Below are 23,892 nucleotides of genomic sequence, written 5' to 3'. Positions count from 1 at the left end.
TCGCTGGTCAACTCCTCTTCGGCGGACGCAACAGGACGGCCGCCATGACGGCAGTGACGACCAGCCCGGCCGCGGCGATGGCCACCACGGTCGTGAAGCCGTGGTCGTACGCCTGTTGCGCCGCGCGCAGCAGCGCCTGCCCGGTCTGGGACGGAAGATCCTCGGTGAGGTCCGCGGCGTCCGCGAACGACTCCTCGGCCGTCGCCCGCCCGTCCGGGCCGAGCCCCGGTACCTGGGGCAGACCGGTGCGGTACACGGCCGTCAGGACGGTGCCGAGGACGGCAACGCCGAGACCCGCGCCGAGTTCGAAAGACGTCTCCTGGATGGCGGCCGCTTCCCCGGAGCGTTCCGGCTGCGCGGCGCTCATGATGGAATCGGCACCCAGGGTCATCACGATGCCGGCGCCGTATCCCGCGCCCAGCAGCGGCACGAGCAGCACTCCGTAGTGGGCGGTGTCGCCGACGGCGGCCATAGCGGCGAGAGCGGTGGCGAAAAGGGCGAGGGCCCCGGTGAGCGCCCACCGGTTGCCCCACCGGTTCGCGGCCCAGGGCGCCGTGACAGCGCCGATGGCGTTGGCGCCGGCCAGTGGCATCAGTGCGAGTCCGGCGCGCAGCGGTGAGTACTCGCCCACCTGCTGGAGCCACTGGGTGAGGAAGAACAGGAGGGCGACGTAAGAGCCGAAGCAGCCGATGACGCACAAGGTGGCGGTGGTGAAGCGGCGTTCACGGAAGAGGGAGAAGTCCAGCAGCGGCTCGGCGATGCGCCGCTGACGGCGTACGAAGGCGTAGAGCAGGACGCTTCCGGCGACGGCCGTGGTGACGATGACGCCGTTCACCCCGGCGTGCTCGCCCGCCTGTTTGAGGGCGTAGACCACGCCGGCCAGGCCGGTGACGGACAGCGCCACACTGGCCAGGTCCCAGCGGCGGGGAACGGGGTTTTGGGACTCGGGGATGACCCGGGCGCCGACGGCCAGGATGACGACGATCACGGGGACGTTGATCAGGAAGACCGCGCCCCAGCCCCACTTCGCGGTGACCAGACCGCCGGCCAGCGGACCGATCGTGGCGCCGACGCTGTGGGCGGCTGTCCAGATGCCGATGGCCACGGCCCGTTCGCGGTCGTCGGTGAAGACGACCCTGATGATCGCCACCGTGGACGCCATGATCATCGCCGCGCCGACTCCGAGCACGGCGCGCGCGGCGATCAGTTGCGCCGTCGATGTCGAGAAGGCGGCCGCTGCCGAGGCGAGGCCGAAGGTGACAAAGCCGCTGAGCACCATGCGGCGCCGGCCGATCCGGTCTCCGAGGGTGCCGCAGGTCACCAGCAGGGCCGCGAGCGTGAGCGAATACACGTCGACGATCCACAGCAGCCCGGCGGGAGAGGGCTTGAGCTCCCGGCTCATGCTGGGTACGGCGACGTGCAGCACGGTGAGGTCGATACCGCACAGCAGCAGGCTGCCCGACACCACGGCCAGTACCAGCCACCGCTGCCTCGCCGGGGCGGCCGCGGGCTCCCCATGCTCCGTCTCTTCGATTGCTCGCATCGGCGCGAGTGCCTCCTCGTTTGACATATCCTCAGTATCAGGATGTACCAACACGAACAACAAGTACGGTCTTTGCTATCCCCTAGTACCACGCTGTATACCAATGGAGGTCAGCCGTGCGTTCCAGTGTCGAAGAAGCCCCGGAACACTGCGCGATCGAGTTCGCCATGGAGATGCTCGGGGGGCGCTGGAAGCTCGCCATTCTCAAGCAGCTGGCCACGGACACCCATCGATTCGGTGAACTCAGGCGCGCACTGCCGGGCATCACCCAGCGCATGCTGACCCGCCAGTTACGGGAACTGGAAGCCGACAGCCTGGTGACGCGGACCGTGTACCGCGAGGTGCCGCCGCGGGTGGAGTACGCGCTCACCGAGGTCGGGCACAGCCTGGACGCCATCACGGAGGAGTTGGACAAGTGGGGCCGCTGGTACCGCGAGACAGTGCGTCCCGAGGGCCCGTCCGGCCGTCGCCCACCCGAGTGACCTGGGCTGACGGCCGGACGACGCGGCGTCACAGTGTCGTACAGACCTCACTGTGGGACAAGCGGGGTCCGCGCGGCCGCTCCCCGGAGCACTCGGGCCGGCCGATGTTCACCACGAGCAGTGCCGACAGGTCGCCGGACGGGAAGAACTCCCGGTTGACGCCGTCCTCATCGAAACCGCTCATGGGTCCGGCGGCAAGGCCCGCAGCCCGTATGCCGATGATGAAATAGGCAGCCTGCAGGGTGCCGTTCAGCAACGCGGACCGTTCCCGTAGCGCGGGATTCTCGGCGTAGAGATCCGCAGCTCCGGGAAATGCGGGGAACAATCTGGAAAGTTTGCGGTGGAATTGGTTGTCCACCGCCAGCAGAGCGGTCAGCGGTGCCCGCAGGGTTTTCTCCCGGTTGCTCCGCGAGAGATGAGCGGCCAGCCGTGTACGGCTTTCCGGGGAGCGGAGCAGAAGAATCCTGAGAGGCTGCTGGTTGAAAGCGGTCGGGCCGTCGCGGACCAGGTCGTACACGGCCCGGATCGTGTCGTCGGGGACCGGTTCGCTGGTGAAACGGTCCGCGGTGCGCGCCTGCCGGAACAGCAGGTCCTGAGCGCTCGCGTCCAGAACCAGCCGGGGCTTTGTGGGGGTCGTCATCGCCGCGGCCGGTATCAGAATTCCGCGAGGTTCTGCCGGAGGGTGTTCCCGGGCGTGTACGCCGACCGGGTCAGGCCGCGGCGTTGCAGTGCGGGCACCAGGCCGTCGGTGACCTCGGCGATCCAGCGGCGGTTCATCCGCAGCACCGGTGTCGTAAGCATGAAGCCGTCGCCGCCGACCTCCTCCATCACCTCGCCCATCCGCTCGGCCACGTGGTCCGGTGTACCGATCAGCTCCACCGAGGAGACCAGTCCCCCAGCCCCGTCGATGACCAGCTCCCGCAGGGTTTTGCCGCTGCCCCACTGCTGCAGTTGGTCCAGCGAACCCTGTTCTCCGTTGGTTTCCAGCCGGTACGGCAGCGGTTTGTCGAGGTCGAACTGAGCGAAGTCGATCTCCGTGAGGGCGGATGTCTCGGCGAGGATGTCGTGGATGAACTGGGGCGAGGAGATCATCCGTTCGTACTTGTCCCGCGCGTCCTGCTCGGTCTCCCCCAGGGTGGGCGTCACGCAGAACAGCACCTTGACCTCGTCAGGGTCGCGGCCGGCGGCCTCGGCGTGTTTGCGCAGGTCGTCGCGGAACTGCTTCATGCCGGAGGGGCCGTTGGCTATGGCGATCACCGAGTCCGCGTTGCGGGCGGCGAATCTCCGGCCCCGGGGCGAGGCGCCGGCCTGCACGAACGCGGGCCGGTGCTGTGGAGAGGGCACGGTGTTCAGCGGGCCGCGTACGCTGAAGTGCTCACCCTTGAAGTGGATCGGCCGGACTTTGGTGTGGTCGGCGTAGATCCCCTTCTCACGGTCGAGTACGACGGCGTCCGCATCCCATGAGGCGAAAAGCTGCCGGACGACGTCGACGTACTCGTCGGCCATCGCGTAGCGGACGTCCCTCGGAGGTAGCTTCTCCATGCCGAAATTCTGCGCTGCCAGGTGCTCGGCGCTGGTGACGATGTTCCAGCCGAACCGGCCGCCGAGCATGCTGTCCGTCGTCGAGGCGAGCCGCGCGGTCATGAACGGCGGGTACGCCATGGTCGACAGGGTCGCGACGATGCCCAGGTGAGAGGTTGCCAGCCCCATCGCGACGGCGAGCGGGACCGGGTCGTGCTTGGGAACGACCATGCCCTGCCGCAGCGCCCTCTCCGAGGAGCCGCCGTAGCTCTCCGGGACCATGAGCTTGTCCTCGATGATCACGTAGTCGAAGCAGGCGCGCTCCAGGGCTTGAGCCACTTCCGTGTAGAACCTGCCGTCCCAGGGAGCGCCTCCGTTACCGAACGGGCCCTGCCAGTCGTCCGGGGTGAAGTTGAAGATACAGGCGAGATGGAACTTCCGTGTCACGAACGCTTCCCTTCGGGCTGTGCGATGGATCGGTGCTCCGGGGCGGCGGTACGTCGGCGGTCGGGTTGGATACATGCCAGCAACAGCCCCTTGCCGTCGCGCACCAAGGTCGTCGCCTCGTCGACGACGTGGCGCAGGAGCTTCTCGCCGAGTGCGGCGCTCGATCCCGAGGTCGAGGAGAGGATGCCGTGGTTGGTGGTCTTCTCGACGTCGATGGGATGGAGGTAGATGCCCGCCCGGGGCGGCTGATCATGGTCCGGGCGTTGGTTGGTGACGAGGTCCGGATGCAGGTGAAGCATCAGACTGGTCTCGGTGACTCCCGCGTGCTCGGCGTGCCAGCCGGGGAAGCGGGGGATTTCGAGGTCGGTGAAGGTGTCGCGCGCCAGGCTCCACCAGCTGAAAGCGAAAACCTCCGTGCCGTCCAGCAGGCCCTGCTCGCGTACCTGGTCCAGCGCCTCGAAAAGGAATGGTTCGTTCTCGTAGTGGCCGTTGACCACGACCAGGCGAGCCATCGGGAGCGCCGCCAGGGAGCTGATGGTCTCGCGCAGGAAGCGGATCAGGGTCTCGCCGGCGACGTGTACGGTGCCGGGAAAATACAGTCCGCCGCCGCTCTGCGGCAGCGAGCGCGCGCCGATCGGCTGTGCAGGGAGTGTGAACGCATCCAGTTCCCGCCCGATCTCGTCGGCGAATGCCTCCGCCAGGAGCAGATCGACCGAGAGGGGCAGATGGGGTCCGTGCTGTTCGATGGCTCCGATGGGCCAGATGACGGTACGTCCGCGTACGGCTTCGGTGACCTGGCTGCTCGTCAGGTCCACGAGACGACGGGCGCCCGGCTGCCCGCCCGTCATATGACCGCCCCCTCGGACTCGCGGCCCGCAGGAACCGGAGCGGCGTCGGTCCGCGGGCCGATCAGTTCCCCGGTCTCCGCCAGGATGCGCTCCAGCGTCTGGTACATGTCGGTATGCAGGGCCGTGTAGACCTGCACCGCGGTCGCGCCGACGCTGAGGTAGTCGGCCACGTCGCGGCCGCTGCCGACACCGCCGCAGCCCAGGACGGGCAGGTTGATGCCTCGCCGACGCAGTTGCCAGATGGCGGCGAGGACCAGCGGCTTGATGCCGGGGCCCGAGTATCCGAAGACGCCATTGAGTTCCAGGTCCCCCGTCGCGGGGGATACGGCGGCTCCCGAAATCGTGTCGCTGACGGTAACGGCGTCTGCTCCGCCGGCGATGGCGGCGCGGACCCGGTCCTGCAGACCCTCGCCGATGGCGAGCTTGACCGACATGGGCAGACTGGTGCGGCTGCGGGTTTCGGAGGTGTAAGCGTAGACCCGGTCGGGGTTGTCGTCCTCCAGCCCGTCTTCCTCGTTGAGGCACGAGATGCCGAGTTCCAGCGCCCGGCAGCCGGTCGCTTCGACGTCTTTGGCCAGAGCGGCGAGTTCGGCCGGAGAGTCGGCGTGGAGGGAGGCGATGACGGGAAGCCGATCGTCGGCGAACGAACGCAGTACCCGAAGCCAGTGGTTGACCGACCTCTTGGAGTAGGTGGTGCTGTTCAGCATGCCGACGGGCAGTCGTACTATCCGCTCGTCCAGGCCTTGGGGAGGGGTGGGGTGGATGGTCTTGGTGACTACGGCACCGGCTCCTCTTTCTATGAGTCTGCGGATGTTGCGTTCCTGGTCCGTCAGCAGTCCGGATCCGACGATCACATGGTTGGCGATCGGCAGGCCCAGAATGGTCACATCGGACACTGATATCTCCGTCCGGCGGGTGAGCGGATGGGCGACGAAGAGGTGTCTAGGCGACGAGGCTCGCGCCGATCGCCTCTCGCTGCCGCTCGGTCGCGGCGAGCACGGCGTCGATGAGCAGGCTCGGCTTCTCGGTGAACTCTTCGAAGTCGATGGCCTGGACGAAGCCCACCCGGTGCAGGCCCTTGAGCAGGTGGCTCGCGGACTCGGCGAAGGGCTGCTTGGTGATCAGGACGATGGGGCGCCCCAGGGCCGTGGCCCAGCCGAGTTCAACATGGGTGCCGTCCGTGCGCCGCAGCGTGCCGTCCTCCAGCACGGGAAGAACGGGCACGAAGACGTCGCACTTCTTCATCCAGCGGAAGTCGCGCACGGACACCTGTTCCGGTGTGAAGGCCGCGGTCTCGGCGCCGAACTTCTCGACGACATGCGCCGAGAAGATATTGCCACCGTGCGCGGCGACCGTATCGATCGCCGTGGTGATCGCGTCCTGTAAGTGGCCGACGAAACCGTTCCCCAGGATGGCGTGCTGGATCGGGCCTCCGACGAAGACGTCAAGTCCCGTGAGCAGACCGGACTTCGGCGCCGGTGTCTCTTCCCGGACTGCTGTGGTCTGTGCCATGTCGATGGTGCTCCTTATTCCATGAGAGGGGCGCCCGTTGAGACGGGCGGCTTGGAAGGGGTGGGGTCTGGTCGAGGTGGTGATCGTCTTCCACAGCGGGGCCGCCATGGCATCGGGTGCCCGGCAGGCGTTCGTGCAGGAGTAGTCCCCGTCCGCTGGACGGCAGAGCGATGTGACGACCAGCCCTGGGCAGCGTGCTGCCGGCGCGGAGGCCGGGCTCAGAGGGAGTCGGCGATCCGTGTGTAGCGGCCGCGGTAGTACAGCAGAGGCGCCTGCGGGTCGGCCGACGCCTCAAGCCGCGACACGTCTGCGATCACCACCAGATGGTCACCGCCGTCGTACTCGGTGTGCAGGCGACAGTCGATCCACGCGGCCGCGCCAGCCAGTCGAGGAGAGCCGTTCGGCGATCCAGCCCATTCGACGTTTCGGAATTTGTCACCTCCGGAACGCGCGAACTGGTCACTGAGCGACCGCTGATGCTGCGCCAGCACGTTGACGCAGAACCACGAGCGGTTCCTGATGGCGGGCCAGCTCGTCGACGTCCGGCTGACGCCCAGGACGATGCGCGGCGGGTCGAGGGAGAGCGACGCGAACGCCTGGCAGGTGAATCCGACGGGCGCCTCCGGTCCCATGGCGGTAACCACGGTGACGCCGGAACAGAAATGCCCCATGACCGAGCGGAACGCGCTGGAGGTGACATGGTCCTGGACTGCTGCGGAGGTGCTCTCGCTCAACAAGCTCTGTCCTCTCGGCCTGTAACAGCCAGTTCGGATATGCGAAGCTCGCCACGCATCACCGTTGGTGACGGCTCAATAGTGTGCCTCAGACGAATGATTCCGACAACACACAGGTCCTACACGACAAAGATCCTGCCATCATGCCAACATGATGAATGATTCAGACAACCTTGATCGGGTCGACCAGCGCATCGTGGCCGCCCTCCAGATCAACCCCCGGGCCCGTGTCGGTGAGATGGGACGCATCCTGGGTGAACACGAGCGATCGGTGTCACGACGGCTGCAGCGCCTCATCGCCGCGGAGGCCGTACACGCCACTGCGGAGTACGACGCTCTGCGGTGCGGGCTCGGCAATGTCGTCCACGTACGCCTCAAAGCTCGGGGGGACTGTCTGGAAGACGTTGCCGGAGGATTGGCAAAGCGCACAGGTGTGCTTAACGTCGCTGCCGTAAGCGGAGGAGGCGGCCTCCTCTGGTGCGAGGTACTGGCACCGTCCCGACCGCTTCTGCACTCCCTGATGGCCGGAGGGATCCCCGGCCTCCCTGACGCCGACATGCTCGACGCGCACATCGTACTGCGCCACTTCAAGACCGAGGCGCAGTGGCATGCCCCCGTCCTGACCGAGGAGGAAGAGAGGCGCCTGCGGGCAAGCGTGGTCCAGCCCTTGCCCAGCCTCGCAGACCGATGCGAACTCACACCTACGGACGAACGCGTGGCCAAATCCCTGATCGGCGACGCACGCATCAGCCTGACGGACCTCGCCAGGGATCTGGGCTTCTCAACCGCCACGGCCGGACGGCGCGTGGCCGCTCTGCTGGAGCGCCGGATGCTTCATCTGCGCACGGTGGTTGCCCCGGCCCTGGTAGGCCGTCCCGTCGAGGCCCGCATCCGGCTGAAGGTCCACCCCGCAGGGATCGAAACCGTGGGCGAAACCCTGGCCGCCTGCCCCGATGTGCGCTGTTGCGCCGCGGTGACAGGGCGGCACAACCTGCTGGCGGATCTGTGCCTTGAGCACGAGAGCAGCCTCTACGGCTTCGTCGTCGACCAACTCGGAACGTTCCCGCACATCCTCGAACTCGACACAGAGATCGTCACACACACCTACAAGCGGGGACCTGTCCTGAACGGTCCACCCCAATAGGCCACGGACAGTCGCCCCGCACTCCATACCGCGACCACGGGAGCCCCCTTTTGGCCTTGCCGCCCACATCCACGACGACCAAGCACATCTTCGTCACCGGGGGTGTCGCCTCCTCGCTCGGCAAGGGCCTCACCGCCTCCAGCCTCGGCATGCTGCTCAAAGCGCGGGGCGTGCGCGTGGTGATGCAGAAGCTGGACCCGTACCTGAACGTCGACCCGGGCACCATGAACCCGTTCCAGCACGGCGAGGTGTTCGTCACGAACGACGGTGCCGAGACCGACCTGGACATCGGCCACTACGAGCGCTTCCTCGACCGCGACCTGGACGGCTCCGCCAACGTCACCACGGGTCAGGTGTACTCGACGGTCATCGCCAAGGAGCGGCGCGGTGAGTACCTGGGCGACACCGTGCAGGTCATCCCGCACATCACCAACGAGATCAAGCACCGCATCCGGCGCATGGCCACCGACGAGGTCGACGTCGTGATCACCGAGGTCGGCGGCACCGTCGGCGACATCGAGTCGCTGCCCTTCCTGGAGACCGTCCGCCAGGTCCGTCACGAGGTCGGCCGCGACAACGTCTTCGTGGTGCACATCTCGCTCCTGCCGTACATCGGTCCCTCGGGGGAGCTGAAGACGAAGCCGACCCAGCACTCGGTCGCGGCCCTGCGGAACATCGGCATCCAGCCGGACGCGATCGTGTTGCGCTGCGACCGTGAGGTGCCCACGGCGATCAAGCGCAAGATCTCGCTGATGTGCGACGTCGACGAGGCCGCCGTGGTCGCCTGCCCCGATGCCCGCTCGATCTACGACATCCCCAAGACCGTGCACGGCGAGGGCCTCGACGCCTACGTCGTCCGCAAGCTGGACCTGCCCTTCCGCGACGTGGACTGGACGACCTGGGACGACCTGCTCGATCGCGTCCACAACCCGCAGCACGAGATCAACCTGGCGCTCGTGGGCAAGTACATCGGCCTGCCCGACGCCTACCTGTCCGTCACCGAGGCTCTGCGCGCGGGCGGCTTCGCCAACAGGGCCCGAGTGAAGATCAAGTGGGTCACTTCGGACGACTGCAAGACCCCGTCCGGAGCGGCCGAGCAGCTCGCCGACGTGGACGCGGTCTGCATCCCCGGCGGCTTCGGTGACCGCGGCGTGTCCGGCAAGGTCGGTGCCGTCCAGTACGCCCGCGAGAACCGGATCCCGCTGCTCGGTCTCTGCCTCGGCCTGCAGTGCATCGTGATCGAGGCCGCCCGGAACGTGGCCGGCATCCCGGACGCCAACTCCACCGAGTTCGACTCCGCCACCGCCCACCCGGTCATCTCCACCATGGCCGAGCAGCTCGGCATCGTCGCCGGTGAGGGCGACATGGGCGGCACGATGCGGCTGGGCATGTACCCGGCGAAACTCGCCGAGGGCTCGATCGTGCGCGAGGTCTACGGCGGCCAGGAGTACGTCCAGGAGCGGCACCGCCACCGCTACGAGGTCAACAACTCCTACCGCGCCGAGCTGGAGAAGAAGGCCGGCCTGCTGTTCTCGGGCACCTCCCCGGACGGCAAGCTCGTCGAGTACGTGGAGTACTCCCGCGACACCCACCCCTACCTGGTCGCCACCCAGGCACATCCCGAGCTGCGCTCGCGCCCGACGCGACCGCACCCGCTGTTCGCCGGGCTCGTCAAAGCGGCCGTGGACCGCGTCAACAGCGCTCCTGAGTGGTGACCAGATCCAGTTCTTCAACGGATCCAGATGGGACCTCGCTGGTCATCGCAGACTGACCCAACAACAAGCCTCGGGCAGGTCACCGAATGCATATCCCTTCTCGCATGAGACCGCCGTCGGGTAACTGCTCAGGATCGCCGACTCTCGCGCCGCACCCCGCCGACAGGCCAAGCCCTGGCACCCTCCGATACGTTCGATGGGATTTCCGACAGTGACTTCGACTCGTGAGCGGGCCGTCACGGAACAGGCCCAAGCGGTAGCGCCAACCACGCGACTCATCGCCGCCACACTGGACGAACTGAACAGAAGCGACCGCGGCGACGCCCTCCGGGAGGCGAGTATCGCCGCGCTGGAGGCGGCACTGCTCATCGCTACCGCCTCTGACAGGGCCCGACAGGACAGGTCCGGCGGGCAGGACGCCATCCGGCTGGCACGCGAGGCACTGGCCTCCGCCAGGGCAGCCGTGGTGGCCACGACCTATGCGGTGCGTGCGCTGCACAGCGCCGGACGGCACGACGCGCCGGCCGCCCCTCCTACCCCACCGTCGTGAACGCTGGCCGCCGTAGCAGGGAACAAACACCGGCTCGATCAGGGTCTGCATGCGGAGTGCTGCTCGGCCCCGCCATAGGAGGCCATCATGTCTTCGAGGTCTTCACGAGCGCGGGACGGCGGTCGAAGCGGCACCGATCCATTCGTGTCCGCGTCGTGCTCGGCTACCTGCGAGCCGGGAGCGAGCTGGATCCGGTCGAGGTCGCGGCTCAGGGCCGACCCGGACTCCTTCTGGTGTGCTCAGCTGCGTTCAGCGAGGAGCAGTACCGCCCGAGGACTCTGCTCCCAGGAGCGTGAGCAGCCCGGGGAATCTCTTCTCGATGTCCGCGCGTCGTAGTCGGATGCCCTTGCGGTTGCCGTAGTCGATCTCGTCAATGAGACCTGCCTCGCGCAGGACCCGGAAGTGGTGGGTCTGGGTCTGCTTCGAGATCGGAAGATTGAACGAGTTGCAGCCCCGCTCGCTGTCGCTGCGGTCGGCGGCCAACTCCGTCATCACCGAACGACGGTGCTCGTCGGCGAGGGCGCGAAACACCGCACCCAGATCGAGCGCATCGGCCTCCGGGCCGACCAGGTTCATCCCGGCCACGTGGCACTCCCTTCAGGTACGACTTGCATCGTACCTCAAGGACGTGCTCCACTGAGGTACGAAATTGATCGTACCTTGGCCCGGTTGCGCTGCCCGGTGCCGCCGCCCCCTGAGACCCGGCCCGGCACTCGCCGGGGACCTGGTCATCGACACTCCGCGAGGTCATCGTCATGAAGAAGCCCGAGGTGCTGATAGTCGGTGCCGGAATCGCAGGCCCCGCACTCGCGTACTGGCTCTCCCGGAATGGATACCGGCCGACGGTCGTCGAACATGCCCGGCAGCTGCGCTCCGGTGGTAGCGCGATCGTCGTGAAGGGGCCCGCGATTCCGGTGGCCGAGCACATGGGCATCCTCCCGCAGCTCCGCGGGCTGGCCACCCGCAATCGGTCACTGACCCTGCTCGACCCCGGCGGCAGGCGGATCCTGCAACTCCCGCTCACCTCGGACAAGGCTCCGACGGTCGAGGTGACCCGAGCCGACCTGTCCGAGGTGCTCCACCGGTCGGCGCAGACCGAGGCCGAGTTCTTGTTCGACGAGACGGTCACCGCTCTCGACCAGGACGGAGGCGGGGTGGACGTCACCTTCCGGCGGTCCGCGCCACGGCGCTTCGACTTGGTAGTCGGTGCTGACGGGATGCACTCCACCGTACGGCGCCTGGTATTCGGACCCGAGCGGCAGTTCGCCGGCGACCTGGGCCTGTACGGCGCGACCGTCCCGCTGGAACCCGACGCCATCGAGGACCCGACCGAGATGACGATGCTGACCGCGCCGAACCGGATGCTGGTCCTCCACCCCTCGCGGACCACTCCGCTCGCGATCTTCACCTTCCGGGCCGCACAGCTAGCGCCCCACGACCGCAAGAACATCGCCCTTCACAAGCAGACCGTGGCCGACGCCTACGCCGACGTGCGGTGGCGGGCACCGGAGTTCGTGGCGGCGTTCCTCGACCACCCGGCTCCGTTCTTCGACCCCCTGACCACCGTCCGGATGCCCTCGTGGTCCCGCGGACGGGTCGTACTGCTCGGGGACGCCGCGGCGGCGACAGCCCTGCTGGGCGACGGGTCCAGCATGGCGATGGCGGGCGCGTACGCCCTCGCAGAAGAGCTCGCCGCCCATCCCGGTGATCACGCCCGCGCCTTCGCCGCCTACGAGTCGCGGCTCCGCCGTGAGATAGGCCCGCGGCAGCGACGCGTCGGTCTGCTCTCCAGGCTCATGGTGCCCCGCACCCGGCCGGGCCTCGCGGCGCGCAACGCCGTGGGCCGCGCGGTCGGTCGCACGAACCGGATCGCCTCACGCGAAGCCGCGAACCGGTAGACCGGGTCCGCACCGACCGGTCACCGGTCGGTGCGCAGCTCCGCGGTAGCTCTCAGCCGGGCCGGTGCCGCCATGTCCGACGAGCCCGGCTCGGCGTGGCAGGCCATCGCCGACGCGGCAGGTCGGCTGCTGGCGGCCCCACCCACCATTCCGGGCGCTCGCCACGAGATGGGTGCTGCCGGTGACTACGCCCCCGGCAACGCGGAGGTGAAGTGCTGGGCGGACAAGGCGTATCAAGGCGCCGGCGGCACCACCCGGGCGCCCGTCCGCGGCCGGCGTCTCAAGCTGCGGCAACGTCGGCGCAACAGCACCCACGCCAGGATCCGTTGCCTCGGCGAGCAAGCCATGGCCGCCCTGAAGGGCTGGCGCCTCCCGCGGAAACGCCGCTGTAGCACCAACCGAGTCACCGCCATCGTGAAGACCATCCCCGCCCTTCGTCACGCCTCAACCTGAGGTTGGAAAAAGCTCAGTGGCTCGACGACGCGCACACCGTCCGAGAACGCTGGCGCGCCCTGGTCACCACCCGCCGCGCCCACCTGGGAATTACGGGGTGACACCGGTCCGCCCAAGCAAGATGGTCCCATCGACATCCCGCCCGGAGAGCTGCGGGTGCCGATACATCATCCGCACAGCTCAGGCGGCATGCTGGTACTGGTGGAGGACTCCGCCTAGTCGGTGTCGTCGGCTGACTTCCAGGTGGTTGAGTTGGGCTTGTTGGGTGATGGGTGCGGGTAGTGGGAGCCTGGGGCGGCTGGTCCAGGGCCTGCGGACGGTATCCGTTGGAGAAGTCCTCGTACTCGCGCAGGGCGTGGAGGAGGTGGACCTGGTTCCAGATCAAGGTCCGATCCAGCAGTTCCGCGCGGCAGGTCTGTATCCAGCGCTCCATGAGCGCGTTCATCCGCGGTACTCGAATGCCGGTGGTGACAACCTTCACACCGGCATCGGTCATCAGGGCGTCGAAGGCGGCCGTGAATTTGGAGTCGAGGTCGCGGATGAGGAACTACGCCTTGCGGTCTGCGTCTTCGAGGTCCATGAGCCCGGCTGTGGTGTGGTGACGGGCGGCGTGGAGGCCGCTTCCGGCCCGGGGCGCTCCGCCCAGACTTAGACGCCGTCAGAAGTGTTCCGCCTGCGCCGCCGCAGCGGTGCTGTCACCCACATCGTCAGTCCGACAAGGGAAAAGATCACCGCCCCTCCGATGACGATCGGAATGACCCCCGCAACGGCGAAGACAAGCAGCAGCTCTGCCCACGTCGGCTCCTCGCCCATCGTGCTCCCACCCTGCGTCATACACCCCACGACGCTGACCGTCAGCATTCAGTTCCGATGCCATCGCCACCCCAGGGCCGAGTGGCCAGGCCAGACCATGCGCGCACCCGGATCCTCAGCCGCCTCATCAACGAGTACAGATATGCGGCATGACATGCAACGATGACTTTTCGAGCGGTACAGGTTCAGGCCGTGCCGGGCCAGGACCCGGTGAACGGTCGAGCCGGGCAGGCCAGGATCGGTCCGATGTGCACTGGGCAATTCGCAGTCTTGTCGTAGGCGGCAGTCCCAGTCCTCCACCGCTGCCGGAGTCCTGTGGGGTCGGCTGGAACGGTCGTGCAGGGGCCTCGCCCTTTCCCGGGTTAAGGAAACGATCAAGCTAGAGGCTCCTTCGACAAGAGAGCGGCCCCGTCTGACGGCGGGACCGCTCGATGGTGTTGGAGCCGAAAACCGTCACACGCGCTCGGCAGGTCGACGCCAGACTGGCGACGGCCCGCGCTGGGGGGGTATCCCCCGTTCCGATCTTGGGGTGCGCCGGATCGCGCCGCGTTGGGGGCGAAACTAGCGTCCAGCCATGACTTCGACTCTGCGAAAGCACCTGGCCATGGCACTCGGTGTCGCTACGCTGCTCACCGCCGAGGTGATCCCCGCCGTCGCCCAGCCCGCCGGGCCCTCCCCCGTGGAGCAGTTACGCCGCGACACCGAGGCGATCCACGCCCTCGGTATCAGCGGTGTGCAGGCCCGCGTGATCGCGCCTGACGGTCGGCAGTCGGTCGCCACCAGCGGTACCGCCGACCTGAACACCGGCCGCCCGGTCTCTTCCGGCGGCTACTTCCGCATGGCCAGCACGTCCAAGACGCTGGTCGCCACGGTGGTCCTCCAACTGGAGGCCGAGGGCAGGCTGTCCCTGTACGACACGGTCGATCGCTGGCTGCCCGGGGTGGTGCGGGGTAACGGGAACAATGGCAGCCAGATCACCATCCGCCAATTGCTCCAGCACACCAGCGGTATCTACGACGCCCTGCCCGGATACACCACACCGGAGGAGTACTACCAGCAGCGCCACAACATCTACGAACCCAAGCAGCTGGTCGACCTCGCCATGGCCCACGAGCCGGACTTCCTGCCCGGCAAGGGCTGGGCGTACTCCAACACCGGCTACGTCCTGCTCGACATGATCATCCAGAAGGCCACCGGTCACCCCGCCCACCAAGAGATCGAAAACCGCATCCTGCGCCCGCTGGGCCTCGACCAGACCCGGTGGATGGGCACCTCGACCACCCTGCCCCGGCCCCACGCCCAGGCTTACCAGCTCTTCGGCCCCGGTTCCCAGGTGGATGTCACCGACCAGATACCGGTGGACTACGAGAACCTTTCGTGGGTCACGACCACTCGGGATGAGAACCGCTTCTTCCGCGCGCTGCTCGACGGCCGCCTACTACCGGCACGGGAACTGGCCAAAATGAAGCAGACCGTCTCCGTGAGCGCGGAGGTCCAACAGCTGTGGCCCGAGGGCCGATACGGGCTCGGCCTGGTCGAACGCCCCCTGAGCTGCGGAGGAACCTACTGGAGCCACGAGGGCGGGGACGGCGGCTACATCACCCTCAACGGCGTCACCGACAACGGCAGGCGAAGCGCCGTTGTCTCCATGTCCGAGGCACGCGGCGACACCCCGAAGCACATACTGGAGCAGGAGAACGCGGCCAGCGCCCTGATCGACCACGCACTGTGCGCCGAGGGCCCCAGCACCCCGTGAGCGGAGGTGTCGTCGCTCTGTGGGCGGTGAGCTCAGCGCGGCGCTTCACTGGTGCCGCAGACCAGCGCTGCGCACCCCCTTGCCCTCATGGCCCCTTTTCGGCTCACCCCAATGGCCCGTCTTCGCCCTCCTCCACACCGCCCCTGTCAGCCCTGACGACGCGCCCGCCTCGGTGAGGCGGTGGTGTGTCGTCGGTGAAGACCGGCATGCCGAGGTCGACCAACTGGGGCCGGCCATCGGTCGGGGCCCGCTTGAGGCTGTTGAGCCTGGCCATCGCGGCGTCGAAGCTGACCTGGAGTCCTTCGACCTCGCCGAGCCAGCCGTTTCCGCGGGCCTCGGTGATGCGCTCGCGGAGATTTTGGATGATCTCCAGGAGGCGGGGCCGCTGACGAGGATCCATCTGGAGGACAGGACAACGGATGCAGGCTTCTGTGAACTTTGGGGCTGCTGACCAACTTCCTCAACAACGTCAACCGGACCGACATCGACATCCCCGCCGTCAGCTCGGTCGGTACGCCGGGATGAGCGTCGGCGTCCTCGCCGAGGCGGCGTACCTGGCCGCTCGCTCCGTCACTGTCGCCAATGATCACTCGGGAAAGGTTCGACATGCCGGGCTCCGAGCTCTATGAGAGGATGGCACTGCACACCCGCGACGGTGGCCTCGTCATGCCGAACGCGTGGGACGGCCTCTCGGCGCTGATGCTGGCCGATGCCGGCTTCGAGGCGATCGCGATATCGTCGGCGGCGCTCGCTGCCACGCTCGGCCGGTCCGACGGGCGTCACGAAGTCACCCTTGGCGAGCACCTCGAGCATGCGCGGCTGTTCGATCAGCTCACTTCGCTGCCCGTCAACGGAGACTTCGAGGACGGCTACGGCGACACGCCTGAAAACGTCGCTGCGACCGTGGAAGCCGCCGTGGCGTCTGGCCTGGCCGGTATCGGGATCGAAGACACCTCGGGCAATCCCTATCAACCGATCCGCGGCTTCGACGATGCTGTCAACCGCATGCGTAGCGCCGTCAGCGCGGCCAGGGGACGCATCCTCGCCACGAACGAAGGCAAGGAGCGGTTGGCGGCCAACCGGGCGAACGATTCCAGGACAACGGCGAGAAGATCCTGAACGCGTCGCACACCACCATCCTCACCACCCGGGCAGATGTGCCTGACAGCCACCTCGAGGCGGTGTTCAGAACGGAGAGGGCCGACGGCCGGTTCCCTGATCCGTCAAAGCAGGAGTTGTGGGAATCGATGACCCGAGACTTCCTCAATCTGCGCAACTATGGCTATAAGGACCTGAACCACTGGATGGAGAAACAGACCTACCTGGCGGTGGGCCCGACCATGATGGCGGCCGCTGAGCTCGGCATCGAGGCCACGCCGCTGGAGGGGGTCGACCCGGCCAGCGTCGACAAGGCGTTCAAGATCCGCGAGACCGGACACGGCATGACGCTGCTGCTCGCCCTCGGCTACCCCAGCCCCGCTAAGCAGTACAGCAACCCGATCTCGCGATTCGACGCCGCCCAGTTGTTCACCTTCGTCTAAACACCCACTTGGAAACCAAATCCCACAACGCCTACGAGGAAGAGGAGAATCTCGATGAAGGCCATCGTGGTAACCGACCAAGCTGCGGAAGCGGCCGGGATGACGCTGACGGAGCGGCCTGAGCCGCCCGCGGCGATCAACGACGTCATCGTTCAGATCCACGCATCGGGCTTCGTCCCGACGGAGCTGGAGTGGCCATCGACCTGGGCCGATCGCGCTGGCCGTGACAAGACACCGTCGATCCCCGGCCACGAGCTGGCCGGAGTGGTCACCGCCCTCGGCTACGGCACGACGGGGCTGTCGGTCGGGCAGCGGGTGTTCGGCCTCGCCGACTGGCACCGCGACGGCACCCTGGCGGAGTACGTGGCGATCGAAGCACGCAACCTCGCGCCGCTGCCCGGCGACGTCGACTTCGCGGTAGGCGCATCCCTGCCGATCTCGGGGCTGACCGCCTGGCAGGGGCTGTTCCAGCACGGCCGCCTTCAGGTCGGCCAGACCGTCCTCGCCCATGGCGCGGCCGGGGCAGTCGGGACGATGGTGACCCAGCTCGCGCGCGAGGCCGGCGCCTACGTCATCGGCACCGGACGCGCCGCCGACCGTGAGAAGGCGCTCGACTTCGGCGCGCATGAGTTCGTCGACCTCGAGAACGACGCGCTCAAAGACGTCGGCGACGTCGATCTGGTCTTCGATGTCATCGGTGGCGACATCCAGAGGCAGTCCGCTGCCCTGATCAAGGCCGGAGGAACACTGGTGTCCGTCGTCGGCCCGGTCGAGGCGCGGCCCGCTGACGGCCTGGCGGTCGACTTCGTTGTCGAGGCCGATCGTGCCGAACTGGGTGAGATCGTGCAGCGAGTGCGGGACGGACGGCTGCGGACAAACATCGATGGCGTCGCGAGCCTCGATGACGCCGTTGGTGCCCTCAACCCGACCACTCGACGCAACGGGAAGACAGTCATCCGTGTACGCCCGTAGGGAGTAATGGCCACAGTCCGACCGGCGGGCGGGTCTTCATCACGGTGTACGAGATGAAGCGGCTCGGCCGCGGCGCCACCGAACTCACCGCGTTCGCCGGGCATGTCGGACCCGGCCGCCGCCGTTCGTGGCCGCCACGCGGGAGACGCCACCTTGGTCCTTCGCCGGGCGGTCAGGTGATCGACTCCTACCGTCTCCCATCTCGCCCACGCCGCCGCATCGTCCATGGTGCCCGCCCCCGCACCGCGCCCGAGGCTGAAACCGCCCGATCGGCGGCGGAGGGTGCGGCCGGGTCGGCATCCTGAAGACCTGCCCACCCGGCGTCGCCGCCGGGCGGCTGGATCGTTGACCGGGGTGAGGCGCAGGGCCGTGGAGGGTCTGGCCAAGGGCCAGGAGGGGTGTCGTGGCGCGTTCGTCAGGTGTGTCGCTGGCCGACGTATCCGCAGGTTGCGGGCGACGTGGTGGCAGGAGCGCAACGGCGGGCTGACGCCGCGGACGCAGGTCGACGTGTGGTGGCGGTGCTCGGCGGGGTACGAGTACCTACTCCGACTGCGGGCACGCCATGAAGGTCAGCGATATCGCCGACCTGCTGGCCGTCTGGGAGTCGCCCCGCGACGCCGCCCGGACTTCCCCGAGGCCGCTTAGCGCTGCAGGGGCGCAGGCGCTGCGGTCAGTGCCAGGTAGGACAGCCGCAGGTGGGCCTCCATGACGGCGCGCGCGGCGGCGGCATCGCGCGCGGCGATGGCGTTGGTCAGTTCGCGGTGGTCCTGGAGGCTGCGCCCGAGTTGGTGACTGTTGTAGAGCTGGAAGGAGCCCAGCATCATCGGCGCGCGGGCGAGGTTGGCGGCGATGCTGTACAGGCGAGGTGAGGCGGCACATTGCAGCACGAGGAGATGAAACTCGTGGTTGCTGTGTGCTAGTTCATCGCGGAAGTCAGAGGCTTGCTCTGTGGCGCAGGCTTCCATCCGGTCGCACAGGGCGTAGAGCTCGGTGAGCTGTGAGTCGGTGCGGCGTTCGGCGGCGAGTTGGGCGGCGTACGGCTCGAGCATGGAGCGGATGGCCATGACTTCGGTGGCGTCGCTGTCGGTCCAGGAGGCCACGAAGGCGCCGCGGTTGGTCTCGATGGTGACCAGGCCGTCCTCGCTGAGTCTGCGCAGGGCGTTGCGGACCGGGGTGCGGCTGACGCCGTACTGGGCGCGGAGGTTTTCTTCGACGAGGTGCTCGCCGGGGGCGAGCTGGCCGGTCTGGATGGAGGATTTCAGGGCGAGGTAGATTGCGTCTGCTGGCCGCCCCAACCTTGTTCGCCTCCTCATACCAGTTGCCCCCGGCAAGACTAGCCGACTACCGGCTTGCCTCCGTGGTGCCCGGGTGAGGGAGCCCGAGCAGGTCAAGGGTGGATTCACCGGCGCGGATGCGGTCGCGGAAGTCAGCTTCCTTGGCGGCACGGGCTTCGGAGGCGGCCAGGGCGTGCTCGGTGCGGTCGGCGGTGATGCGGACGAGGCCGTCGGCGTCTCCGAGGATCACGTCGCCGGGGTGGATGAGGACGCCTCCGACGATGACGGGAACGTTGACCTGGCCGGGGACGACCTTGCTGGTGCCCTTGATGGACAGACCGCGGGCGAAGACCGGGAAGCCGGTCTCGATGATGTCGCGGCTGTCGCGGACGGCACCGTCGATGACGAGTCCGGCCAGCCCTCGTTCCTGGGCTGCGCAGGTCAGGACGTCGCCCCAGGGTCCTGCTTCGGTGTAGCCCTGGGCGTTGACGACGAGGACGTCGCCTGGACCGGCCTGGAAGAGTGCGACGTGGATGTACCAGTTGTCGGCGGGCGCCAGGTCGACGGTGACGGCGGTGCCGACCAGCGTGCGGCTGGCGTCGAGCGGCTTGAGACCGGAGTCCAGGGCGCCGGTTTGGCCGTTGGCCTCGTAGACGGTGGCGGCGCCGAGTTCGCCGAGACGGGTGAGGATGCGCTGAGGGGGACGGGGAGCGTGGATGAGGGTCACGTTCGGTCCTTCGGGATCGGCTAGCGGGAGGTGTCGGCAGCAGTGGCGGGCGTGGGGGTGCGGTCGTGGCCGGTGTCGACGGGCGCGCGCAGTGTGGCTTCGGCGTCGCGGACGAAGCGCAGGCGCACCACGAGGAGACCGGAGATGATCAGGACGGCGGCCACGAGGGCGAGGCCGAGGTTGTTGCCGCCGGTGGCACTCTGCAAGGCCCCGAAGCCGTAGGGACCCACGAAGCCTCCGAGGTTGGCGATGGAGTTGATGGAGGCCATTCCGACCGCGGCGGCGGAGCCCGTCATGAACAGCGAGGGCAGGGACCAGAAGGGGCCGTAGGTCGCGTAGACCGCGACGGTGACGACGGTGAGCAGCAGGAGCGAAAGCGTGATGCTGTTGTCGGCCAGGGGCATGGCGCACAGTCCGGCGGCGGCGACGAACAGGGGCAGGGCGACGTGCCAGCGCCGTTCGCGTGTGCGGTCGGAGCGGCGGGCCCACCACACCATGAACATTGCGGCCACGCCGTAGGGCAGGGCGCTCAGCACCCCGACCATCGTGTTGCTGAGATTGTCCTCGAGACCGCTGATGATCTGCGGGGTGAAGAAGGCAAGAACGTAGATGGCGACTGATTTGCTGTAGTAGATCAGGGCGAGGGCCAGAGTGCGCCAGCCGGCCAGGCTGCGCCAGAAGCCTGTGCGCTGGTTGCGGGCGGTCTTGGCGGCGTTCTCGGCTTCCAGGGTCGCGGTCAGCCATGCCTTGTCGTCGGCGGAGAGCCACTTGGCCTGCTGCGGGGTGTCGGTGAGCAGGAACAAGGTGACCAGGCCCAGCAGAACGGCGGGCAGGCCCTCGATGATGAAGACCCAGCGCCAGCCGGAGACGCCAAACCAGTGGACGTGGTCGAGGATGAGGCCGGACAGCGGTCCGGCGATCAGGGTGGCCACCGGGAGGGCCACCATGAACTGGGCGACCACGCGGGCACGTTCACGTTCGGGGAACCAGTAGCTCAGGTAGAGGATGACGCAGGGGAAGAAGCCGGCCTCGGCGACGCCGAGGATCACACGGTCGATGGCCAGCTGGGTGAAGTTGTGCACGAAGCCGGTCGCCACCGCGACCGCGCCCCAGATGAAGAGGATGCGGGCGATCCAGCGCCTGGCGCCGACCTTGCGCATGAGCATGTTGCTGGGCACTTCGAAGACGAAGTAGCCGATCGAGAACAGGCCCGCGATCAGACCGAACTGGGCATGGCTGATGCCCAGGTCGGCGTTCATGTCGAGGGCGGCATAGCCGACGTTGGCGCGGTCGATGAAGGCGATGACGTAGAGCAGCGCCAGGAACGGTACGAGCCGCAGTTTGACCTTGTTGACGATGGCGGGCCTGTACTGTCCGGCCACGTCATTGGGGACTGTGGACATGACTCTCCGCTGAAGGGGTGGATGAGCAAGGGTGGGGGGCGGGCTAAGGGAGGCACGGATCAGAGCGCGTTCGAGCGGGTCGCGGTGATCCAGTCGATCGCTGCGTCGGTGGTGTCGTCCGCGGGGACGGAGGAGTCGGCAGCCGCGCGGGTGACCGCAAAGCGCTGCTCGGTGGCGCGGGTCATCGCGCTCGGGCAGCCGATCTGCTCAAGCTGCTCAGCGGCCTGCGCGACCTCGTGCTCGCGGCGGGCGGCGTGCCTCGGGTGGGTGCGGGTCATGGCCTGGAGCAGGTTGGTGAAGCCCGTGCGGTCCACGTCCTGCAGAGCGGCCCAGAGCTGGTCGATCACGCCGTAGGCACGGGCAGCCGGCAGGCACTCCACGGCCAGCGCCTCCAGCCCCTTCATCAGCACCGAGCGCAGGAGCTTCACTCGCATCGCGTCCCCGGGGCGGCTGTCGTCCAGCACCGTGACCGGGGCGCCGAGTTCCCGGAACAGGTCGAGGAGTTCTGGGATCGTCTCGCCCGCGTAGAGCAGCGGGGTGGCGGCCCTGCTGACCGCCACCGACCCGGTGATGGCGATGTCGACGTAGCGTGCGGAGGTTTGTGCGCAGCGTGAGGCGGCGTACCGCTTGGCGTCCGCAGAGGCGGTGCTCAGGTCGGCGATCACGGCACCGGCAGGGAGATGAGGCAGCAGCGAGTCGAGCACTGGCTGGAGCGCGCTGCCCGGGGTGGCCAGCAGCGCCAGCTCCGCCCCGCTCAGCCATCGCCCGGTCTCGCGGTGCAGTGACAGGCCCCGCCCGTCGGCAAAAGCCACCGCCGCAGATGCCGGAGCGGGATCGAGCAACTCCAGGTGCGGAGCAGAACTGAGCTGCAGGGCCTTCTCGGCGTAGGCCAGACCGACCTCGCCGCAGCCCACGATCACGATCCTCATGCTTGGGGACCTTGCCTTCCGCGCACAACGACCCACTCAACAGTGGATCGTGCAATCAAAGAACAATCATCCGCGATAACGTCGGGAAACGGCGTGTTAATCGCTTGGTTGTACTTTGATAGCACGGCTGGGGTGACCTGCCTACCCCCTCCGGATCGGGCACCGCCGGGGGACCGAGGCCTCAATGTCGCAGCACACAGCCCCGCGGTCCTGCCCGGGAGCGTCCACGCGCAGCAACCTGGGCAAGGGTCGACGCCGCAGAGAGCAGTGCGGCGTCCGAACAATCGACCCGACGACCTGATCCAGTGAGTGCACCTCCAAGGACCTCGGCGGCCGGCGCCCACGCGGCAGCCGCCGACGGCGGGCGAGTGGCTGAGCCTGGCCCGGTGGGAGGGCGCGATGGTTGCCGTTACGCGGTTCGGTCAAGCGCGGCGCCCACCGCAGCCAGCCCCTCGGCGGCCCGCACGACGCCGTCGCCGACGCGCGGCTCCTCATCGCGAAGCTCGAACAGATGGCCGCGACACGGTCGTCCGCCACGTGACGATCTTCCCCGTCCGCGAGCAAGGGCCAGAGCCGCACGCGCCGTCACTCTCACAAACGGTCCTTTGCGCGAGATCACGGTCACCATCGGCGGTCGGCAGGCTTGCGGTCGAGGCGGCCCGCTTCGAGTGGAGGCCGGCTGCGGTTATCGTCAGCGCATGCAGCCAAAGGTGATCTTCTTCGATCTTGGGGGCGTGGTCTGCCGGTTCCTTCCGCAACGAAGACTTGCGGCCCTTGCTGAGGCGTGCGGGGTGAGTGTGGAGCAGGTGGAGAGCGAGCTGTACGCGTCCGGACTCATCGAGGAATGGGATCGCGGCCTCGGCTCGTCCGCGGAGATCCACCATGCGGTGCGGGAGAGGTTGGGATACCCAGGGAATCTCCCAGCGCTCCGGAAGGTCTGGTGCCGCGCCTTCGAGCCGGATCCGCAGGTGCTGGACCAGGTGGATGGTGTGCGCCCACTGCGAACGGCCCTGCTCACCGACAACGACCATCTGCTTTTGGACGCGCTGCCGGAGGAGCTGCCCCAGGTCGCCTCCCGCTTCGATGCCCTGCTCTTCTCATGCCGGTTCGGGGCCACCAAACCCAGCGCGGCGGTGTTCAACCAGGCGCTCGACGCGATGGGCAGTGTTGCGGATGAGGCCGTGTTCATCGACGACAAGCCCGCAAACGTTGCGGCCGCTCAGGAGCTGGGGATCAGCGCGATCCTGTTCAGCGGTGCTGCAGGGCTTGGCCCTGCGCTGGACACGGTCCTGTCGCAATGAGGCGCGCACCGCCATGTCAGCCGGCGCGCCGTCCGGCGGAATGCCGCCGGTTCCGGAGGGGTGCGGCCACCGGTGATCACCGGTGTGTAAAGACAGAAGATCAGACGGTGGCCGCAGGTCACAGCATAGATCCTGCCCGCTGGCAGGAAGCGTTCGAGGTTCTGATGGGCCGTACCGCAGGACGGTTCGTGCGAGTGGAACCCCGGCGCCGGGAACGGCAAAGGGCCTGGCCGGGCTGGACGAACACCAGGTCAGGCGCTGGGCGTCCTGGCACCGCTGGCCTGAAAGGCGCTCAAAACTCATCTGCACAGGTCAGCCACAGATTGAGC

General features: G+C 67.8%; 25 protein-coding genes and 1 pseudogene. 11 read left to right on the top strand and 15 right to left on the bottom strand.

Going from position 1 to position 23,892, the window contains the following annotated elements; genetic code table 11:
• Positions 1-7: 7 nt before the first annotated feature.
• Complete coding sequence (locus IEJ02_RS07125) at positions 8-1,543, bottom strand: MFS transporter (protein ID WP_223863499.1); 1,536 nt, start codon at positions 1,541-1,543, stop codon at positions 8-10.
• 116 nt (positions 1,544-1,659) lie between these two features.
• Between IEJ02_RS07125 and IEJ02_RS07120 the strand changes: the two genes are divergently transcribed.
• Complete coding sequence (locus IEJ02_RS07120) at positions 1,660-2,025, top strand: winged helix-turn-helix transcriptional regulator (RefSeq protein WP_191063932.1); 366 nt, start codon at positions 1,660-1,662, stop codon at positions 2,023-2,025.
• Positions 2,026-2,053: 28 nt separating this feature from the next.
• On the opposite strand, the gene IEJ02_RS07115 is transcribed toward IEJ02_RS07120, so the two are convergent.
• The 6 genes from IEJ02_RS07115 to IEJ02_RS07090 form a co-directional block, all read right to left on the bottom strand.
• A complete protein-coding gene (locus IEJ02_RS07115) occupies positions 2,054-2,665 on the bottom strand; it encodes a malonic semialdehyde reductase (RefSeq protein WP_191063931.1) in 612 nt (203 codons plus the stop codon).
• 14 nt (positions 2,666-2,679) lie between these two features.
• Positions 2,680-3,993, bottom strand: coding sequence for an NtaA/DmoA family FMN-dependent monooxygenase (locus IEJ02_RS07110; protein WP_275560145.1), 1,314 nt, complete (start codon positions 3,991-3,993; stop codon positions 2,680-2,682).
• Entirely contained in the window at positions 3,990-4,808 is an 819-nt protein-coding gene (locus IEJ02_RS07105; RefSeq protein WP_317985746.1) for a creatininase family protein, read from the bottom strand. Before IEJ02_RS07105 ends, IEJ02_RS07110 begins: the two co-directional genes overlap by 4 nt.
• A gap of 29 nt (positions 4,809-4,837) precedes the next feature.
• Positions 4,838-5,737 carry a beta/alpha barrel domain-containing protein gene (locus IEJ02_RS07100; RefSeq protein ID WP_191063928.1) on the bottom strand — a complete coding sequence of 300 codons (900 nt, stop codon included), beginning with the start codon at positions 5,735-5,737 and terminating at the stop codon, positions 4,838-4,840.
• A 46-nt stretch (positions 5,738-5,783) separates the two neighbouring features.
• The gene (locus IEJ02_RS07095) at positions 5,784-6,353 is read right to left on the bottom strand and encodes a TIR domain-containing protein (RefSeq protein WP_191063927.1); all 570 of its coding nucleotides are present in this window, start codon (positions 6,351-6,353) and stop codon (positions 5,784-5,786) included.
• Positions 6,354-6,571: 218 nt separating this feature from the next.
• Entirely contained in the window at positions 6,572-7,087 is a 516-nt protein-coding gene (locus tag IEJ02_RS07090; protein ID WP_223863498.1) for a flavin reductase family protein, read from the bottom strand.
• Positions 7,088-7,238: 151 nt separating this feature from the next.
• On the opposite strand from IEJ02_RS07090, the gene IEJ02_RS07085 reads away from it, so the two are divergent.
• On the top strand, positions 7,239-8,231 hold the full coding sequence (locus tag IEJ02_RS07085; RefSeq protein WP_191063926.1) for an Lrp/AsnC family transcriptional regulator: 993 nt from the start codon (positions 7,239-7,241) through the stop codon (positions 8,229-8,231).
• A gap of 56 nt (positions 8,232-8,287) precedes the next feature.
• A complete protein-coding gene (gene pyrG / locus IEJ02_RS07080) occupies positions 8,288-9,946 on the top strand; it encodes a CTP synthase (RefSeq protein WP_191063925.1) in 1,659 nt (552 codons plus the stop codon).
• A gap of 799 nt (positions 9,947-10,745) precedes the next feature.
• On the opposite strand, the gene IEJ02_RS07075 is transcribed toward pyrG, so the two are convergent.
• The gene (locus IEJ02_RS07075) at positions 10,746-11,081 is read right to left on the bottom strand and encodes an ArsR/SmtB family transcription factor (RefSeq protein WP_037964221.1); all 336 of its coding nucleotides are present in this window, start codon (positions 11,079-11,081) and stop codon (positions 10,746-10,748) included.
• A gap of 170 nt (positions 11,082-11,251) precedes the next feature.
• On the opposite strand from IEJ02_RS07075, the gene IEJ02_RS07070 reads away from it, so the two are divergent.
• Positions 11,252-12,394: an FAD-dependent monooxygenase gene (locus IEJ02_RS07070; RefSeq protein WP_191063924.1), complete on the top strand. Its 1,143-nt coding sequence runs from the start codon at positions 11,252-11,254 to the stop codon at positions 12,392-12,394.
• A gap of 72 nt (positions 12,395-12,466) precedes the next feature.
• Positions 12,467-12,847, top strand: coding sequence for a transposase family protein (locus tag IEJ02_RS07065; RefSeq protein ID WP_191063923.1), 381 nt, complete (start codon positions 12,467-12,469; stop codon positions 12,845-12,847).
• 180 nt (positions 12,848-13,027) lie between these two features.
• Here the strand turns inward: IEJ02_RS07065 and IEJ02_RS51025 are convergent.
• Together IEJ02_RS51025 and IEJ02_RS51020 are read right to left on the bottom strand one after the other, a co-directional pair.
• Positions 13,028-13,430, bottom strand: a pseudogene (locus IEJ02_RS51025) (hypothetical protein); the annotation flags it as partial.
• 65 nt (positions 13,431-13,495) lie between these two features.
• A complete protein-coding gene (locus tag IEJ02_RS51020) occupies positions 13,496-13,660 on the bottom strand; it encodes a hypothetical protein (protein WP_370466992.1) in 165 nt (54 codons plus the stop codon).
• Positions 13,661-14,234: 574 nt separating this feature from the next.
• Here IEJ02_RS51020 and IEJ02_RS07050 point away from each other — a divergent pair.
• Positions 14,235-15,416 (top strand): serine hydrolase domain-containing protein, encoded by a 1,182-nt coding sequence (locus IEJ02_RS07050; RefSeq protein WP_191063921.1) that lies wholly within the window; start codon positions 14,235-14,237, stop codon positions 15,414-15,416.
• 103 nt (positions 15,417-15,519) lie between these two features.
• On the opposite strand, the gene IEJ02_RS07045 is transcribed toward IEJ02_RS07050, so the two are convergent.
• Positions 15,520-15,816 carry a hypothetical protein gene (locus IEJ02_RS07045; RefSeq protein WP_191063920.1) on the bottom strand — a complete coding sequence of 99 codons (297 nt, stop codon included), beginning with the start codon at positions 15,814-15,816 and terminating at the stop codon, positions 15,520-15,522.
• 233 nt (positions 15,817-16,049) lie between these two features.
• On the opposite strand from IEJ02_RS07045, the gene IEJ02_RS07040 reads away from it, so the two are divergent.
• The 3 genes from IEJ02_RS07040 to IEJ02_RS07030 all read left to right on the top strand — a co-directional run bounded on the left by IEJ02_RS07040 (position 16,050) and on the right by IEJ02_RS07030 (position 17,929).
• Entirely contained in the window at positions 16,050-16,535 is a 486-nt protein-coding gene (locus IEJ02_RS07040) for an isocitrate lyase/phosphoenolpyruvate mutase family protein (protein ID WP_223863497.1), read from the top strand.
• 128 nt (positions 16,536-16,663) lie between these two features.
• Positions 16,664-16,957, top strand: coding sequence for a nitroreductase family protein (locus IEJ02_RS07035; RefSeq protein WP_191064054.1), 294 nt, complete (start codon positions 16,664-16,666; stop codon positions 16,955-16,957).
• A 54-nt stretch (positions 16,958-17,011) separates the two neighbouring features.
• Positions 17,012-17,929: an NADP-dependent oxidoreductase gene (locus IEJ02_RS07030; RefSeq protein WP_191063919.1), complete on the top strand. Its 918-nt coding sequence runs from the start codon at positions 17,012-17,014 to the stop codon at positions 17,927-17,929.
• A 641-nt stretch (positions 17,930-18,570) separates the two neighbouring features.
• Here IEJ02_RS07030 and IEJ02_RS07025 read toward each other — a convergent pair.
• From IEJ02_RS07025 to IEJ02_RS07010, 4 genes are read right to left on the bottom strand one after another with little or no spacing between them, the layout of a single operon-like run.
• Entirely contained in the window at positions 18,571-19,224 is a 654-nt protein-coding gene (locus IEJ02_RS07025; RefSeq protein ID WP_191063918.1) for a GntR family transcriptional regulator, read from the bottom strand.
• Positions 19,225-19,270: 46 nt separating this feature from the next.
• A complete protein-coding gene (locus IEJ02_RS07020; protein ID WP_317985745.1) occupies positions 19,271-19,930 on the bottom strand; it encodes a 4-carboxy-4-hydroxy-2-oxoadipate aldolase/oxaloacetate decarboxylase in 660 nt (219 codons plus the stop codon).
• 20 nt (positions 19,931-19,950) lie between these two features.
• A complete protein-coding gene (locus IEJ02_RS07015) occupies positions 19,951-21,333 on the bottom strand; it encodes an MFS transporter (protein ID WP_191063917.1) in 1,383 nt (460 codons plus the stop codon).
• A gap of 59 nt (positions 21,334-21,392) precedes the next feature.
• A complete protein-coding gene (locus tag IEJ02_RS07010; RefSeq protein WP_191063916.1) occupies positions 21,393-22,262 on the bottom strand; it encodes an NAD(P)-dependent oxidoreductase in 870 nt (289 codons plus the stop codon).
• A 403-nt stretch (positions 22,263-22,665) separates the two neighbouring features.
• Between IEJ02_RS07010 and IEJ02_RS07005 the strand changes: the two genes are divergently transcribed.
• The gene (locus IEJ02_RS07005; protein ID WP_191063915.1) at positions 22,666-22,803 is read left to right on the top strand and encodes a hypothetical protein; all 138 of its coding nucleotides are present in this window, start codon (positions 22,666-22,668) and stop codon (positions 22,801-22,803) included.
• A gap of 64 nt (positions 22,804-22,867) precedes the next feature.
• Positions 22,868-23,563 (top strand): HAD family hydrolase, encoded by a 696-nt coding sequence (locus IEJ02_RS07000; RefSeq protein WP_223863496.1) that lies wholly within the window; start codon positions 22,868-22,870, stop codon positions 23,561-23,563.
• The last annotated feature ends 329 nt before the right edge of the window (positions 23,564-23,892 follow it).

The organism is Streptomyces sp. 5-10, from assembly GCF_014712245.1.
In the GTDB taxonomy this organism is placed as follows: domain Bacteria; phylum Actinomycetota; class Actinomycetes; order Streptomycetales; family Streptomycetaceae; genus Streptomyces; species Streptomyces violaceusniger.
The sequence above is the reverse complement of the archived record's forward strand: the minus strand, read 5'-3'. Positions and strand labels throughout refer to the sequence as shown.

Excerpts from the sequence above, each read along its gene's own strand:
- IEJ02_RS07030 (WP_191063919.1), top strand. The coding sequence starts at position 17,012 with ATGAAGGCCATCGTGGTAACCGACCAAGCTGCGGAAGCGGCCGGGATG.
- IEJ02_RS07035 (WP_191064054.1), top strand. The coding sequence starts at position 16,664 with ATGACCCGAGACTTCCTCAATCTGCGCAACTATGGCTATAAGGACCTG.
- IEJ02_RS07045 (WP_191063920.1), bottom strand. The coding sequence starts at position 15,816 with ATGGATCCTCGTCAGCGGCCCCGCCTCCTGGAGATCATCCAAAATCTC.
- IEJ02_RS07115 (WP_191063931.1), bottom strand. The coding sequence starts at position 2,665 with ATGACGACCCCCACAAAGCCCCGGCTGGTTCTGGACGCGAGCGCTCAG.
- IEJ02_RS07095 (WP_191063927.1), bottom strand. The coding sequence starts at position 6,353 with ATGGCACAGACCACAGCAGTCCGGGAAGAGACACCGGCGCCGAAGTCC.
- IEJ02_RS07125 (WP_223863499.1), bottom strand. The coding sequence starts at position 1,543 with ATGCGAGCAATCGAAGAGACGGAGCATGGGGAGCCCGCGGCCGCCCCG.
- IEJ02_RS07040 (WP_223863497.1), top strand. The coding sequence starts at position 16,050 with ATGGCACTGCACACCCGCGACGGTGGCCTCGTCATGCCGAACGCGTGG.
- IEJ02_RS07015 (WP_191063917.1), bottom strand. The coding sequence starts at position 21,333 with ATGTCCACAGTCCCCAATGACGTGGCCGGACAGTACAGGCCCGCCATC.
- IEJ02_RS07065 (WP_191063923.1), top strand. The coding sequence starts at position 12,467 with ATGTCCGACGAGCCCGGCTCGGCGTGGCAGGCCATCGCCGACGCGGCA.
- IEJ02_RS51020 (WP_370466992.1), bottom strand. The coding sequence starts at position 13,660 with ATGGGCGAGGAGCCGACGTGGGCAGAGCTGCTGCTTGTCTTCGCCGTT.
- IEJ02_RS07010 (WP_191063916.1), bottom strand. The coding sequence starts at position 22,262 with ATGAGGATCGTGATCGTGGGCTGCGGCGAGGTCGGTCTGGCCTACGCC.
- IEJ02_RS07070 (WP_191063924.1), top strand. The coding sequence starts at position 11,252 with ATGAAGAAGCCCGAGGTGCTGATAGTCGGTGCCGGAATCGCAGGCCCC.
- IEJ02_RS07085 (WP_191063926.1), top strand. The coding sequence starts at position 7,239 with ATGATGAATGATTCAGACAACCTTGATCGGGTCGACCAGCGCATCGTG.
- IEJ02_RS07050 (WP_191063921.1), top strand. The coding sequence starts at position 14,235 with ATGACTTCGACTCTGCGAAAGCACCTGGCCATGGCACTCGGTGTCGCT.